We start from the raw sequence: 14,726 nt of genomic DNA, 5'->3' as shown, positions 1-14,726 counted from the left end.
CTGTACCTTATTTTTCTATAAAGCCATATTCTACTAAACGTTTTGCTGCTTCCCTAAGAAAGAATTTAGGTTGCTGCATAAAGTTAGATAAATTACTTGATTTTTAGCTTGAATATAATTGGAAATTATATCAGAGTATTTTTGGTAGCCAAATATTGGGCTTCCTATCAATTTAAATTTAATATTTGGTATATCATATTTTTTTATATTTGTCAAAATACAAATTGCTAAAGAAAAAGGCAGGTAAAATACCTACCTGAAACAAGATTTTATTTTTTAATTTATGTTTAATTACAACTAAGATAATATTGCGATCGCACTCCCAACCAAGGTTTGAAAATTATGTATTACAGCAATAGTAATTCTATTAAGAGTTACGCAGAGATAACATAAATAGGGTTTCAAACTATAGCGCTATAGTTTTTGAACTCTATATGTACTTTTGGGTAATTCTTATCTATAAGTAAAAGGTTATTATAATTTATTTCTAGATTATGTAACCTCTATTTGTTTAAGATATAATCCCAAAGTTTAACAAAGTAAATTTTAAGTTTTGTTGCCTCCTAACTCAATTTGAGATACTGATAATTCATAACTGATAACTGAAATGACAAGTAAAAAATGGTTCTCACGTTTTAGGTATCTCTGTTTATTTTTGGCAACTATCATAGTTTTGATAACTTGCCAAACTGGTTTAGCTGAGGCTTCGAGTTCAACTTCTACTCCTGAAAGGTTCTCTATTTTATTAGAGAATATCTGGCTCGTTGTTTGGTTCTAGTTTAGATATTTCTTTGAGCTGTCGATTAATTGATAAAAATCCTCTAGCGAAGTAGAATTTTGCTTTTCTAAAAAATTCCATTTCTCCAAATTTATCAGCACTGTTTTGAAGGCATCCGTTACAAAAACACCATAATCTTCTAAAATTACTAATTGCTCTGTTAAACTATCTATATCTTGAGACTTTGCTACTGTAAAAAAACAACTTTTTCATATATTGGTAATGAATTTAGTAAAGACGCTAATCCTCTTTGACAATGAGTAATTACTTTTTCAAAAATACTTTCTAAATCTTGATAAGTAACTTCCCATATATCTCTAGCTCTAGCATTGTTAAATAATTTAAAACATAAAACTTGAGTAAAATTAAGGATGATTAGCTGATAATTTGAGAATTGCCTCAATAGCTGCATCTTGATATTTGAGTTTTGCCGTTGGATCGATAATTAACTTTTTAACATCTGAAGTTTTTAGTAATGCAATTTTTTCCAAAGTTACTTGCCTAAAAGAGTTCTGGAAATGTTTAGAAAGCTCCTCAACAGCCTTGCCTATAACTGGTAGTAGACAAAGCTTGTTATTTCTAACAACTATCTGATTAAAATATTTGTAAAAATTGTTTGCTTTATCTTGATTAATATCATCTAAATTATCAAATTCATCTAACATTAGAACAACATTTTTATCACCTAGTGTTCCATAAACTTCTGGCAAAAATATTGGCTTAAACCACTTTAATATATCTTGATATTCAGAATTGTTATTACACGAAATACTATTCTCTTCTATCTCAAGATGATTTTTTATGTAATCCTTAATTTCTATTGCTAATTCTTCAAACAACTTTCCAATAGTTATATAGTTTTTATCTTTTAGAGAAAGTTTAATAAAAACAAAGTTTTCCAAATCTACAAAATTACTAATCTGCTCAATAACTCATGTTTTAGCAATTCGTCGCTGTCCTTGCAACAAGATAATTTACGAAGTATTGCATGATAATCATCTAATAGTAATAATAAAAATTGATCTCTTTTCCCAATCTCCTTCAGAATCTGTCGTATATCTCTTATTTCTATTGTTTCTAATTTTAATAAATCATCAATTTTGCATTGTAAATTTGCATCAATTTCAGCTTTATTTTTTAACTCAATTAACACTTCTTTCCAAAAATTATTTGTTGTAAATAAACCCTCGCAGTTGTGATAAACAATCAAAGCTTGTGAAAAATTTAATCCTTTCTCATCCCAAAAATTACGAGATTTTATTTACTTTAGTAAAGATGATTTATCCATGCCAGAACTATCATAAATAGCCACATGACCACGATTATTAATTTGGGCAAAAATTGTGTATATTTCAGATGTTCTGCCGACAAACTTATTTGGAGTAACTGGTTTATTAGGAAAGAATTTAATTGGTTCCATAATTTAGATAAATTATTTGACTTTTAGCTTTATTATAAACTTTTTATTATATCAAAATATTCATGCTAGCTAAATACTGGCCTTATTTCAAGAAAGTATTAAAATTACATAATTTCTCTCTTTTGTCAAGTTTTATCTTGAAAAAATAGGTAATATATCGTATTATTCTCAATTATAAATTAAGAGTTTCCTTTGACTAAAATTATTGAATTAAATATTAAAATAATTTCTTTTATCTAGCTTCCAGATTGCTTGTCACCCTTTAAAGTAAGTGCTACTACTTGAAAATATTTCCATTTTAAGATACTATATATTTTTGATAGTAAAAAAAACCATTAATCATACAGAAGTAATATGGCACAAACTAAATTTACAGAAGCTGACACTGAATCATTATTCGACGATCGCCAACGGGATCAACGCTTTCGCAGTTTTTGGGATCCAGAAGGCAGTCTCCACTGGGGCTATTTTGAGAATTTAGCCACTGCTCGTCCAGAAGACTTTGTACCAGCTTGCCAACGTTGGGATAGCTATATGCTGGAGCAAAGTGGTATTACTGCTGAATCCAAAGTCCTGGAAATAGCTTGTGGCAATGGTAAATCTGCTATCCGAATTGCTCAAGAAACAGGATGCGAGGTAGTAGGAATCGATCTAAGTAGCAGTTATATCGAAAATGCTACAGCTCAAGTTAGTGATTTGCCCTCCCTAAGAGTCAGTTTCCAAAAAGAATCAGCTACTAATCTACCTTTCAATAATGATTCCTTTACCCATGCTTGGAGTCAAGGAGCACTTTATCATATCCCAGAATTAAGTACGGCTCTAGCGGAGGCCCACCGAGTTCTCAAACTAGGTGGTATCTTTTTGTTTGATGACTTAGTTACTCCAGGAGACGAAATCAGTGAGGATAGCCGCAAGTATGTTTACGATCGGCTTTTATTTGAACCAACCTTTAGTCCAGAAACCTACGCGAAGAAACTAACTGAAATTGGATTTAAAGTTTTGCAGGTAAAAGACATGAGCGAACACCTGCACAAAAGCTATGAGTTAGTCTCTGAGCTAGCTCAGGAGGGCTATCCAGAACTGGGAGCAGCTTTTAAAAAGACCCAGGAAGCAATCGCAGCTAATGATTTAGGCTGGTCTTTTTTCCTGTGTGAGAAAGTTAAGTAATTAGTTTCAGATTCTGACAATCTCAGCTTCTGCAATAGCTTCCTGGTTCAGAAAAGCAACTAAATAGTCATTGTTTTTAAGTGGTCCAACGTTGGCTGGAGTACCAGTTAAAATCACATCCCCCGAACGTAGTGGTATGTGCTGACTAATAAAAGTAATCAAATCGGGAATAGAAAATAGCATCTGTTTAGTAGAACCTTGTTGGCGAACTTCACCGTTTACTTCAAGTTTGATTTCCAGTTCTTCTATTTCTTGGCTGGAAGCCAACTGACGAAATTTTGACAATGGACAAGCGTTCACAAAACTTTTTGCTAAGTCCCAAGGGTACTTTTTAGCCTTTAGTTCATTTTGCTTATCACGAAGAGTCAAATCTAAAGCAATACCAACATAACGAAGTGCTTCTAAGACCTGATTTTGCTCTGCTTGATACAAGTCACTGCCAAGTTGTACTGCAATCTCAGTTTCATAATCGCATCGTCCTAAATGATCGGGTAAAAATATCTTTCCTGCAAATGGGACAATGCAAGCTGGCGATTTTGTGAAAATTATAGGCTCTTTTGGTACTGGATTGTTCAGTTCTTTGGCATGGTCAGAATAATTACGGCCAACACAATAAATTGAACCAATTGTTTTTTGTATATCAGAAGAAATCATTACGCAATTAGCTTTGGATCAGATAGTTTATTATAATATTAACGGCATCTAAGGTTAAGTCTGCCAAAAAACTCATTTCATAAATTCCAAATGGGTTATATAGGTGATTTAGATGATCCTTCACCTTCTGTCTTGTCGCGATCAACCCACTACTCTATATACTTCAGCACTTACCCACAGGTTCAGACTCCCTATGTGGTTTAAAAGTATCTTGTATTTAGAGTAGTCGCAGACACAGTAAATGGACTTAGACTTGGATTTACTCATATATTGTGCTTAGTGCCCACTCTTTGTCCCACGCACTGTGATTTTTATCCCATCTACTTCCTTTGTGCAACGCAACAAAGGAGGAAAAATTTAATGTGGCTATTGTACCGCCATTTATAAGGAGGCAATTATTAAATCATGTTCACTATTTCCAAAACAGATGTTGCTAAGTTTTCAACTGAATTGATTTCTGAATATCAGCAACTACTAGAAGAAAAGCATTTTATCTACCTTGAAACTAAAGATGCCAACTTTGACTGGCAAGAATTTACTAAATTGGTCACTGGTGAAGATTTCATGCTGCAATATGGCAAACCAATCTTCCATGTTAAATATGAGCCGGAACTTCTGAATTTTTCTGATGCTCGTGGTAAGAAGCGTTTGCTTCCTCATACTGAAGCCACCGATTATCCTAATCCGCCAAAATACTTAGCACTTTGGTGTAAAAAGCCTGCTGATTGCGGTGGAGGACTAACTACTTTAGCTTATGTAGAGGGATTCGTCAATACTCTGACAGAAGCAGAAAAGAAAAAACTCATGGAGACTCAGCACTATTTTGGAGCTACTATAGGAGTCCATGCTAGTCGTACCCAAGGAGCAACTCATACTATCCTTTCTTATGATGGCAACAAGCCTACTTTGAGATTCTCTTGCAACTACATTACACATGGTGACTACAGTCCTAATCCAGATAATCTCATCCCATTTACCCCAGATCCATTTTTAGCAGAAATATCCGATCGCCTTCTCAAGTATTTTGAAGAAAATCGCTTGGCAATATTGATGGAACAATACTCATTATTGCTTTGGGATAATCGGTCTATGCTCCATTCAAGAACAACCTACAACGATCCAACTCGATTACTAGAACGTATCTTTTTAGGTTAAGATAATCTGAATTTTTCAGATATTTGGGGGAGCTATATCTATACTATAGCTCCCCATGATTCTAGATTGCTAGGACTTACGCAGAGACCATATGTATATAGCATTCAAAACTATTGCACTGGTAGTTTTTTAAATATATATATGATACCTTGGCGTAAGTCCTAATTGCAAATTTTATTGATATAACAGATGCTTTGGGCATTTTGAGGACAAGATGCCATAAAAAAACAATTATAATCTTATGGAAATTTTCAATCAATTAGAATCCAATGTGCGAAGTTACTGCCGTTTATTTCCCACGGTATTTAAGACAGCACAAGGAGCATTTATCAAAGATCGAGAAGGTCGTCAGTACCTTGACTTTCTCTGTGGTGTGGGGACTCTTAATTATGGACATAATAACCCACAAATTAAACAAAGACTATTAGATTATTTAGCGTCTGATGGTATAATACACGGACTCGATCTAGCCACCGTGGCCAAAGAAGAATTTATCCAAGCATTTGCAGAGATTATCCTCAAACCTAGGGAATTAAATTACAAAATTCAGTTTCCCGGACCTACAGGAACTAATGCTGTAGAAGCTTCTCTCAAATTAGCTCGTCAGATAACTGGACAGGAAACGGTGATTGCCTTTTCCAATGGCTATCATGGCGTAACTCTGGGTTCTTTAGCAACAACAGCCAAAGCTTCCCAGCGAGCAGCAGCCGGAATCTCTACCACTGGCGTCACCTTTATACCATATCATGGGTATTTGGGGTCAAATATTGATACGACAGAGTATTTGGACAAAGTGCTTTCTGACGTAGGTAGTGGTGTATCACTGCCAGCAGCGGTAATCGTAGAAACAATTCAGGGAGCAGGTGGAGTTAATGTGGCTAGTTTCGAGTGGTTGCGCTCCCTGGAAAAAGTCTGTCGCCAACATAATGTTCTATTAATTGCTGATGACATTCAAGTGGGATGCGGACGGACAGGTTCCTTTTTTAGTTTTGAAGAAGTTGGCATTTCTCCTGATATTGTCACCCTTTCCAAATCCTTGAGTGGTTTTGGTTTGCCTTTCTCATTGGTATTAATAAAACCAGAATTAGATAGATGGAAACCTGGTCAACACAGTGGCACATTCAGAGGACCTAACTTAGCCTTTGTTACTGCTAAGGCTGCCTTGGATATCTACTGGCAAGATGACAGTTTGTCCTCTGCTGTCAAACATAAAGGAACAATTATGAAATCCCGATTAGAAAAAATGGCCAAAAACTATCAGGAAGCAGGTTTTTCTGTAAGAGGTAGGGGTATGATTCAGGGATTAGACTGCCAAGATGGTAATATAGCCGATCGAATTATTCGCAAAGCTTTTGCCAATGGGCTAATTATGGAAACAGCCGGGGCCAAAGGTCAAGTAATTCGATGTCTTCCGCCTTTAACCGTTTCCGAAGAAATATTAGATAAGGGGCTGACTATTTTAGAAGATACTGTTCAAGAAGTTATGCAGCCCACAACTTCTCAAAAATTAGTCGTTTCAGGAGCAGCAGCTAAATGAATATTCTTTCAGAAAATTCTCCAGAAGTCTTAACCCAGATTGAAAAAATTGAAAACATCTGTGGACGAGATATCGGTCATGGTATCCAGCCACTTGTGGAAGCTGCTAAGGGGGGATTACTTGGTGCTGCTCGTTCCATCGCCGAACATCCATCCCCCCATGTAGCCATTATGACAGGCTTTTTTATTCCCCATGGAACTCCTCCAGCAGCAGAAAATGATGGTCCCATTGGTTGCGCCCATTTAGCAGCAGGACTGGAAAGAGTAGGGATTCCGGTGCGTCTAGTTACAGATCCTTTATGTCTGAAGTCTGTGGAAACGGCAGCGAGGGCAGCCGGAATATCTCCTAATGTTGCTTATGATGTGGTTCCTGTAGATGCGGTGAGTAGAGAAGATGCTTCTGTTGCTGAGATTATTAAGTTATGGAAAAGTGCTGCTCCCCCTGTCTCTCATGTTATTGCCATTGAAAGAGCAGGCCCAAGTGCTGATGGTACTGTCCGCAATGTAAGTGGGAAGGATATTACTGCTCATACTGCTCCTTTGCATCTGTTATTTACTCTCAGTGAAATTATTTCTATCGGTATTGGCGATCTGGGCAATGAGTTAGGTATGGCAACCCTTTCTCCAGAGCTAATCGCCAAAACGATTAAGCGTGGAGAAATAATTGCCTGTAATATTCCTTGCAATTACCCGATAATATGCGGTGTCTCAAACTGGGGAGCCATGGGATTACTGATTGCCCTAGCTTTGCTGCGTCCTGACTGGAAAGAATCCTTAACTAAGGGATTAACTTTAGAGATGGATAAACAGATTTTAACTACTCTGGTTAATGAGGAAGCAGCAATTGATGGAGATACAGGGTTGCCTGGTTTTACCATTGAGACTTTTCCTTGGGAATTTCATGGTAAAGTGTTGGCAGAACTTTTAGAAGTAGCAAAAACTTAATATCATGTGCGGATAATTAGTGATCAAAAAAACTTCCTCCTTTTCCCTGCTGATTCCTGTAGGGGCAAACGGCCGTTTGCCCCTACGACTCCTGACTTTTCCCTAATTTATTTATACCTGTTCATCCGGACATGATATAACAGGTTTAAGTGAGTCAATTTGAAATAGCTGCAGCAATACTTTTATCTAAAATATCTAATCCTTGGTTTAAGGTGTCAATATCAATGGTAAGTGTAGACTGCAGATTAATCACTTCTTTGTTAACTCCCATTGGTTCAAAGATTAAGCCTCGTTGGAAAGCTTCCTGGCTAACTTTTTTGGCTAATCCCGTTTGTTGGCAAGCGATTCCTTGAATCAATCCTAATCCTCGGTGTTCGCCGCCTAATTCTGGGTATTTAGCGATCATTTCTTGGAGTCGTTTCTGCATCACCTCACCTTTATCTGCTATTTCTTGAGCAAAAGCATCTGTTTGCCAATACTCCTCAATAGCAGCAGTAGCCGTGACAAAAGCAAGATTGTTACCACGGAAAGTACCACTATGTTCCCCAGGTTTCCAGCAGTCTATATCTGGTCTAATTAGTACCACAGCCATTGGGTTTCCATAAGCACTTAAAGATTTAGCCAGACAAACGATATCGGGTTTAATTCCTGCCCGTTCAAAACTAAAGAAAGGACCAGTGCGACCACAACCTACTTTGATATCATCAACAATTAGTAAAATTTCTCGCTGTTGAGCAATTTGGGCTAGGCGTTTGAGCCAAGAAACGCTAGCAACATTAATTCCCCCCTCAGATTGAACAGTTTCTAAGATAATGGCTGCTGGTTTGTCCTGATTAGAAATTAAGTCATCAAGTAATTTTTCTAATTTATCGAGACCATTGTCCGTGGTGGCATTTTTATCCTCGAAGGGAAAAGTTAAAACATTATCAAGGTTAACACCCACATCCTTTTGATAGGCTGGGTTAGGTGTAACAGCAAGTGCCCCTAAAGTATGTCCATGGTAGCCTTTAGTGAAACAGATGACTGTTTTGCGTCCAGTAGCTTTACGGGCTAATTTCAAAGCCGCTTCAGCAGAGTTAGTTCCTGTCGGGCCTGTAAACATTACCTTATAGTCTAATTCTCGTGGCTTGAGAATAAACTCCTCAAACTTTTCTAGGAACTGCTGTTTAGCAGAAGTAAACATATCGAGGCTGTGGGTAATAGCATCTGATTCAATGTATTCCAGGAGACGCTTTTTGAGTTTAGGATTATTATGTCCGTAGTTGAGTGCGCCAGCACCAGACAAGAAGTCAATGTAAATGTTTCCATTCTCATCAATTAATTTATCTCCTACTGCCTTAGTGAAAATTGTAGGAAACAATCGACAATAGCTTCTAACTTGAGATTCTAGTCTCGTGAAAACACTCATTATTTAAACTTTTATTATTTTTTTCGGAATTTATAATATCATTTTTGGGTTTGATGTCGATTTTATTTTATCTTGTTATCACAATTTTCAATATTTTCTAAGCAACAGATGGCCAAACAAAAAGGTAGGTATTTTGCCTACCTAAAATTAAGATTTAATTTTTTAATTACAGCGCTTTTCAAATGAATGAACCACATCGTCATAGCCAAAATCTTGTAGGGACGTTGCATGCAACGTCCCTACTGTGGTTTACTGAAATGAAAACCGCTGTAATCAGGACTTACGCAAATCTTTAGATAAAACGGTACCCCTAGGGGGCAAATGCCATTCGCCCCTACTAGATATGGTGGTTGGTGCGTAAGTCCTGTAATGTTTAATTACAACTAAGATAAAGTTGCGATCGCGCTCCCAATCAAGGTTTAAAAATTATAATTCATCTTTAATAGACATCTCCAAAAATAAAAATTAAAATCAATTATTATCCAGAAATTATGAATTCTTCTTGCCTTTTCCCTGTTCCTTGTTTCCTCATACCTCATCAATTTTTTGCTGTAAATTTTCATCGTCTTTAACTTTATTTTTTAAGTCTGTTAAAACTTCTTGCCAAAAATTGCTTGATGTAACCAAACTGTCGCAGTTTTTATAAACAATAAAAACTTCTGAAAAATCTAACTTTTTTTCTTTCCAAAAGTTGGTAGATTGTATATATCTAAGCAAAGATGTTTTACCTATGCCAGAACTGCCATAAATAGCAACATCACCATGACGATTAACTTTATTAAAAATTGTCTGTAGTTCAGATTTTCTGCCGACAAAATAATTTGGCTCAACAGGTTCATCAGGAAAGAACTTACGTTGTCTCATAATTAGATAAATTATTTAACTTTTAGCTTTACTATAATTTCCAATTATATCAGAGTATTCACGGAAGCCAAATATTGGGCTTCGTGCAGATAAAGCTGAAAATTTATATTTTGCTTATTATAATTACAAATATCAACTCATAAATTGGCAAACAAAAAGGCAGGCAAAATACCTACCTAAAATAAAATTTTATTTTTTAATTTGTGTTTAATTACAACTAAGATAACATTGCGATCGCGCCACATCTTTATCTATTAGAAGGGTTTTTTAACCAATTTTTCGATAGTCCAGAATAACGGAGTAGGGATATTGAAACTGCTGTATAATTTTTATCAAGTCAAACTTCAAACAATAAAAATTATGAAAATTGACACTATACAGCACAGCACTTTTCAAATGAATGAACCAAGTCGCCATAACCAACATCTTGTAGTAGGGACGTTGCACCGGCAAAAATGCGTTACATGTCGCGCAGCGTTAGCGGAGCTTGGCGTCAGCCATACGTCCCTACTGTGGTTTACCGTGCAGGAAAACTACTATAATCGAGGAAAAGAAATAATTGCTGCCATTAGTGGCAAAGCAACCAACCATCTGACGACTAATGAAATTATGCAACTAACTCGTGAAAATATATATGAGTGAAATTCTAGTGGAGTGAATAAATGTCGAATAATGCTCCCTAATATGAAATAATTAAGAAATACAATAATAATTTAATTAACCAAATCTATCAATTAAATATGTCAGAACAAAATATTATTACTATCGAGCCAGGAAAACGGAGTGGAAAACCTTGTATTCGAGGTATGAGAATAACTGTCTACGACGTACTTTCCTATCTAGCTGCGGGGATGACTTATGAAGAATTATTAGAAGATTTTCCTTATTTAACAAAACAGGATATTTTAGCTTGTCTTAGCTATGCTGCTGAACGGGAACAACAAACTTTAATAGTAAACAAATGAAACTTTTATTTGACCATAATTTATCCCCTCGTTTAGTTTCGCGTTTAGCTGATATTTATCCACATTCTAGTCATCTTTATTTTTTAGGATTAGATCAAGCTAGCGATCGAGATGTCTGGGAATATGCTCGTGATAATCAATATATTATTGTCACTAAAGATACTGATTTTTATGATTTGGTAATTTTGCTTGGTTTTCCACCTAAGTTAATCTGGATTAGGGTGGGAAATTGCAAAACATCTCAAATTGAGATACTTTTACGTTCTAGGTATGATGATATCATAGCCTTGAGTCAAGATGCTAGTAATTCAGTTTTAGTTATATATTAAAAGAGGTAGACAAAATGCCTACCTGAAACAAAATTATATTGTCTAACTATTGTCGAATAGTAACTAAGATAAAATAGCGATCGCGCCACATCTTTTTTCTTAGAAGGGTTTTTTAAGCAACTTTTGGATAGTCCAGAATTTAGGAAGTAGGAGTAGTGAGACTGCTGTATAATTTTTATCAACTATTATGAGTAAAATTATAGTCGATAGTAATGTCATCTTAGATATTCTTACTTCTCGGTTTTAACTAGAAGTAATGATTCAAGCAATTCTTACAGTTATGAAGTAAATTTATGATCCCCCTAAATCCCCCTTCTCAAGGGGTACTTCCAGTTCCCCCCTTCTCAAGCTATGCCTTACTCACATATTTCTTAACATAAAGTTTGACAAAATAGACAAGTTGTGTTTATGTCTCAGAGAGGCTTTTTTTCTAGAAAAGTGTATTGAAAAATACACGCGCTTAGTGAGAACAGTAGACAAAATTCTTACTTCCCACACCCCCCACACCCCCCACCCTCCCCACCCTCTCCACAAGGGTTTCAAGAGTTGTGAGTAATGGATAGCTTCTCAAGGGAAGTTAGGGGGGATCTCCAGAACTGTACCTCACAAGAAAAGGGACATGCTATATCCATTATCCATTAACTTTTTGCTGCTCTATTTGATTTAAAATTAAGTAAATTATTCAGAATACCAAACCAAAAAGGCGCTCCCTGAGAAATAGCAATAATACTTATAATCCATCCTGTAACAGCTTTAATAATATTAGGAAAATTCAACGGTATCAACTGTTCTTTTAATGGTTCTGAAAAATTCCATCCAATAGGCAAATTATCAATTTTATCTAAAGCTTTAAAAGTAGTCATTAATTGGTCTTGAAGACAATTTTCAAATTCCGTTTCACTATTGAACTCAGAACATAAATTTGATTCATAGTTTGAGACTATTACTTCTGTTATTTTATTGCTTAGATTTGAGGCAATTTCGCTTTTTGATAGATTATCAATAATATTTACTGTATCAATATTGAACATCAAAACAATTATTACAGATAATATAATAGCAATATTTTTGCTCTCTCTATCGTAAATTTCTAAAACATATTCTATTGACCTATTATACCAAGATTGAAGTTGTTGCTCTAAATATTTAAGTTGTTCTTCTTGATCTGAAAATCTATTCATAGCTGTTCGTGCCATGGCAGAAAACTCTCGTTTTATTTTTTCAGAAAAACAATCACTCTTATTAATATCTGCCATGATTTTGGTTAATTCATATTTATTATAGAAATCTCCATCTTCATAATTTAATTTTTCTGCTACCAGAGTAATTAAATTAGCAATAAATTCTTGAGCAGGTATTAATTCTATTTCCCTAGATTTTGATAATTTTTCTGCCTCCGATTTTTCTCCTTTTTTTTGTTCTTCCTGTAATGATTGAGATGAATTAATAGGCAAAATTAAATATCTGTCAAAAAATATTTCTGTCAGAGAAAAACTATCGTAGGATTCCCCTTTTTTTTGTTCTTCCCCGAACAAGACATAAATAAATTCTTTTAATTTCTTAGCTTTTAAGTTAAAGAATATTCTTTCCTGAATTACAAGAATTATAAAACTTGAAGCCAAATAAATAAAAGTGAGAGTAATTGCAATGTTGATGATAGTCGATAAAGTCATTATAGTTATTAGGTAAGCATTCAGCCGTCAGCCATAAGCTATCAGCGCTTATATACAAACTTGCTTAATTTTTCAATACAATAATTAACCTAATTTTTGGTATTTGTCAAGCTAGAAATTGCCAAATAAAAAGGCAGGCAAAATACCTACCTGAAATTATGATTTAATTTTGAAATTTATCAGGGGTTACGCAAAAGCACTATTATAGAACCCCTAAGTGTATCTTTGCACGCATTAGGGGTTTTTGGTACAGGAGTCAGGAGTCAGAAGTCAGAGAAATAATATAGGGAAAAAAAGTAGAAAAATGCCTCTAGCTCCCCACACTTCCCACCCTCCCCATCTATTAAAAAAATAGATCCGGTTAGGGGTTCTATATATAATCTGGGTGCGTTACGGTGGCACTTTTTCCGTTCCGGAATGCTCCGCAAATATGTCGCGTAGCGTTAGTGGAGCTTTGCTTTAGCAAAACACACCCGACCAATAGCATTTATGTGTAAGTCAGGACTTACGCAGCTAGGCTAGATATAGTGCTTTAAACTATGGAGGAATAGTTTTTTTACTCCATATATAGTACCTCCCGTGTAAGTCCTGTAAGTGCTATTTATGTTTAATTACAACTAAAAAACATTGCGATCGCACTTCCAACCCAGGTATGTAAACTATTTCCTACAGCAGTAATAATACTGTTAGTAAAAGGTAAACTATCAATCACCATTACCAAACACAATAACATCATGTAATAAATAGAATACTTAAATAGCGATCGCGCCACATCTTTATTATCAGGTTCATGCAACAACTGCCAAGCTTTCTGAATAAAAATCGCTCCCAGGTAAGTCGCCAATACTCCATAAAGCATTCCACTCGCGTGCAACGGATAAACTAACAAAAGCGTCATCGGAATCAAAATTAGAGTGTAAACCCAAATCTGTTTAGCTGTTTCTTCATTTCCCTCAATCACAGGTAACATCGGCACTCCAACTTCCTGATATTCATCACGAATATAAATTGCCAACGCCCAAAAATGAGGAGGAGTCCAGATAAAAATAATAGCAAACAGTAACCAAGCTGCCCAATTCAACTCCCCTGTAACCGCTGCCCAACCTACCAATGGAGGAATAGCACCAGCAGCACCACCGATGACAATATTTTGGACACTGTTACGTTTTAACCAGTGAGTATAAATAGCAACATAAAAAACTATTCCCGACATTGCCAACAGTGCAGCTAATAAATTGGCAAAAACAGTCAGCAAAGTAAAAGATATCGCTGCCAAAGTCAAAGCAAAAATCAGAGCATGACGGGGTTGAACTCTCCCGGAAGGAATGGGACGCCAGCGAGTACGTTCCATAATGTAGTCAATATCGCTGTCATAAATACAGTTGATTGCATTAGCAGCACCAGAAGCTAATGTACCACCGATTAATGTCACGAACAAAAGCAAGGGAGAAACTTCCCCTTTTGCTCCCAACCACATTCCCGCTGCGGTTGTTATTAAGAGCAGTAGAATAATCCGGGGTTTTGTCAGTTGATAATAGCTTTTAATTACTTGGAGGATATTATCGTGATGTCGTGGAAGACGATGAGAAATAACTTCTTGCATAGATCTTTAATTTGTTAATTTTTTCTTGAAACTGGTTATTGTTTCCGTTATCTATATTAGTTTCTACAAGATTTAGAATCCCCCTAAATCCCCCTTTGAAAAGGGGACTTTGAACATTCTCCCCCCCCCTTACAAAGGGGGATTTTTTCTTAACTCCCCCCTTACAAAGGGGGATTTTTTCTTAACTCCCCCCTTACAAAGGGGGATTTTTTCTTAACTCCCCCCTTAC

Annotated in this window: 14 protein-coding genes; 7 read left to right on the top strand and 7 right to left on the bottom strand. The window is 35.7% G+C overall.

The genetic code is table 11. The features are described from left to right. The first annotated feature begins 607 nt into the window (after nt 1-607). Nucleotides 608-778: a hypothetical protein gene (locus VKJ25_RS00545; RefSeq protein ID WP_324234682.1), complete on the top strand. Its 171-nt coding sequence runs from the start codon at nt 608-610 to the stop codon at nt 776-778. A gap of 365 nt (nt 779-1,143) precedes the next feature. Here the strand turns inward: VKJ25_RS00545 and VKJ25_RS00540 are convergent, their stop codons facing one another. Beyond that, nucleotides 1,144-1,680: an MPN domain-containing protein gene (locus tag VKJ25_RS00540; RefSeq protein WP_324234681.1), complete on the bottom strand. Its 537-nt coding sequence runs from the start codon at nt 1,678-1,680 to the stop codon at nt 1,144-1,146. 359 nt (nt 1,681-2,039) lie between these two features. Then, a complete protein-coding gene (locus VKJ25_RS00535; RefSeq protein WP_324234680.1) occupies nt 2,040-2,198 on the bottom strand; it encodes a hypothetical protein in 159 nt (52 codons plus the stop codon). 354 nt (nt 2,199-2,552) lie between these two features. On the opposite strand from VKJ25_RS00535, the gene VKJ25_RS00530 reads away from it, so the two are divergent. After that, nucleotides 2,553-3,365: a class I SAM-dependent methyltransferase gene (locus VKJ25_RS00530; RefSeq protein WP_324234679.1), complete on the top strand. Its 813-nt coding sequence runs from the start codon at nt 2,553-2,555 to the stop codon at nt 3,363-3,365. 6 nt (nt 3,366-3,371) lie between these two features. Here VKJ25_RS00530 and VKJ25_RS00525 read toward each other — a convergent pair whose 3' ends face one another. Continuing rightward, nucleotides 3,372-4,019: a fumarylacetoacetate hydrolase family protein gene (locus tag VKJ25_RS00525; RefSeq protein WP_324234678.1), complete on the bottom strand. Its 648-nt coding sequence runs from the start codon at nt 4,017-4,019 to the stop codon at nt 3,372-3,374. Nucleotides 4,020-4,424: 405 nt separating this feature from the next. Here VKJ25_RS00525 and VKJ25_RS00520 point away from each other — a divergent pair, with 405 nt between their 5' ends. The 3 genes from VKJ25_RS00520 (at nt 4,425) to VKJ25_RS00510 (ending at nt 7,655) form a co-directional block, all read left to right on the top strand. Further along, complete coding sequence (locus VKJ25_RS00520) at nt 4,425-5,174, top strand: TauD/TfdA family dioxygenase (protein WP_324234677.1); 750 nt, start codon at nt 4,425-4,427, stop codon at nt 5,172-5,174. Nucleotides 5,175-5,415: 241 nt separating this feature from the next. Then, entirely contained in the window at nt 5,416-6,711 is a 1,296-nt protein-coding gene (gene ectB, locus VKJ25_RS00515; protein ID WP_324234676.1) for a diaminobutyrate--2-oxoglutarate transaminase, read from the top strand. After that, nucleotides 6,708-7,655 carry a glutamate cyclase domain-containing protein gene (locus tag VKJ25_RS00510; protein WP_324234675.1) on the top strand — a complete coding sequence of 316 codons (948 nt, stop codon included), beginning with the start codon at nt 6,708-6,710 and terminating at the stop codon, nt 7,653-7,655. Before ectB (VKJ25_RS00515) ends, VKJ25_RS00510 begins: the two co-directional genes overlap by 4 nt. A 154-nt stretch (nt 7,656-7,809) precedes the next feature. Here the strand turns inward: VKJ25_RS00510 and ectB (VKJ25_RS00505) are convergent, their stop codons facing one another. Further along, nucleotides 7,810-9,063: a diaminobutyrate--2-oxoglutarate transaminase gene (gene ectB / locus VKJ25_RS00505; RefSeq protein ID WP_324234674.1), complete on the bottom strand. Its 1,254-nt coding sequence runs from the start codon at nt 9,061-9,063 to the stop codon at nt 7,810-7,812. A gap of 528 nt (nt 9,064-9,591) precedes the next feature. Next, nucleotides 9,592-9,927, bottom strand: a complete 336-nt coding sequence (locus tag VKJ25_RS00500; protein WP_324234673.1) for an ATP-binding protein — start codon at nt 9,925-9,927, stop codon at nt 9,592-9,594. Between the two features lie 740 nt (nt 9,928-10,667). On the opposite strand from VKJ25_RS00500, the gene VKJ25_RS00495 reads away from it, so the two are divergent. Both VKJ25_RS00495 and VKJ25_RS00490 read left to right on the top strand, forming a co-directional pair. Beyond that, nucleotides 10,668-10,892: a DUF433 domain-containing protein gene (locus tag VKJ25_RS00495; RefSeq protein WP_324234672.1), complete on the top strand. Its 225-nt coding sequence runs from the start codon at nt 10,668-10,670 to the stop codon at nt 10,890-10,892. Continuing rightward, nucleotides 10,889-11,221 carry a DUF5615 family PIN-like protein gene (locus VKJ25_RS00490; RefSeq protein ID WP_324234671.1) on the top strand — a complete coding sequence of 111 codons (333 nt, stop codon included), beginning with the start codon at nt 10,889-10,891 and terminating at the stop codon, nt 11,219-11,221. The genes VKJ25_RS00495 and VKJ25_RS00490 overlap by 4 nt, the downstream gene beginning before the upstream one ends. Nucleotides 11,222-11,859: 638 nt before the next feature. On the opposite strand, the gene VKJ25_RS00485 is transcribed toward VKJ25_RS00490, so the two are convergent. Then, nucleotides 11,860-12,894: a hypothetical protein gene (locus VKJ25_RS00485; protein WP_324234670.1), complete on the bottom strand. Its 1,035-nt coding sequence runs from the start codon at nt 12,892-12,894 to the stop codon at nt 11,860-11,862. Between the two features lie 607 nt (nt 12,895-13,501). Next, a complete protein-coding gene (locus VKJ25_RS00480) occupies nt 13,502-14,497 on the bottom strand; it encodes a heme o synthase (protein ID WP_324234669.1) in 996 nt (331 codons plus the stop codon). Between the last annotated feature and the right edge of the window lie 229 nt (nt 14,498-14,726).

The sequence above is a fragment of the Okeania sp. genome, from assembly GCF_035285525.1.
Classification (GTDB): domain Bacteria; phylum Cyanobacteriota; class Cyanobacteriia; order Cyanobacteriales; family Microcoleaceae; genus Trichodesmium.
The sequence above is the reverse complement of the archived record's forward strand: the minus strand, read 5'-3'. Positions and strand labels throughout refer to the sequence as shown.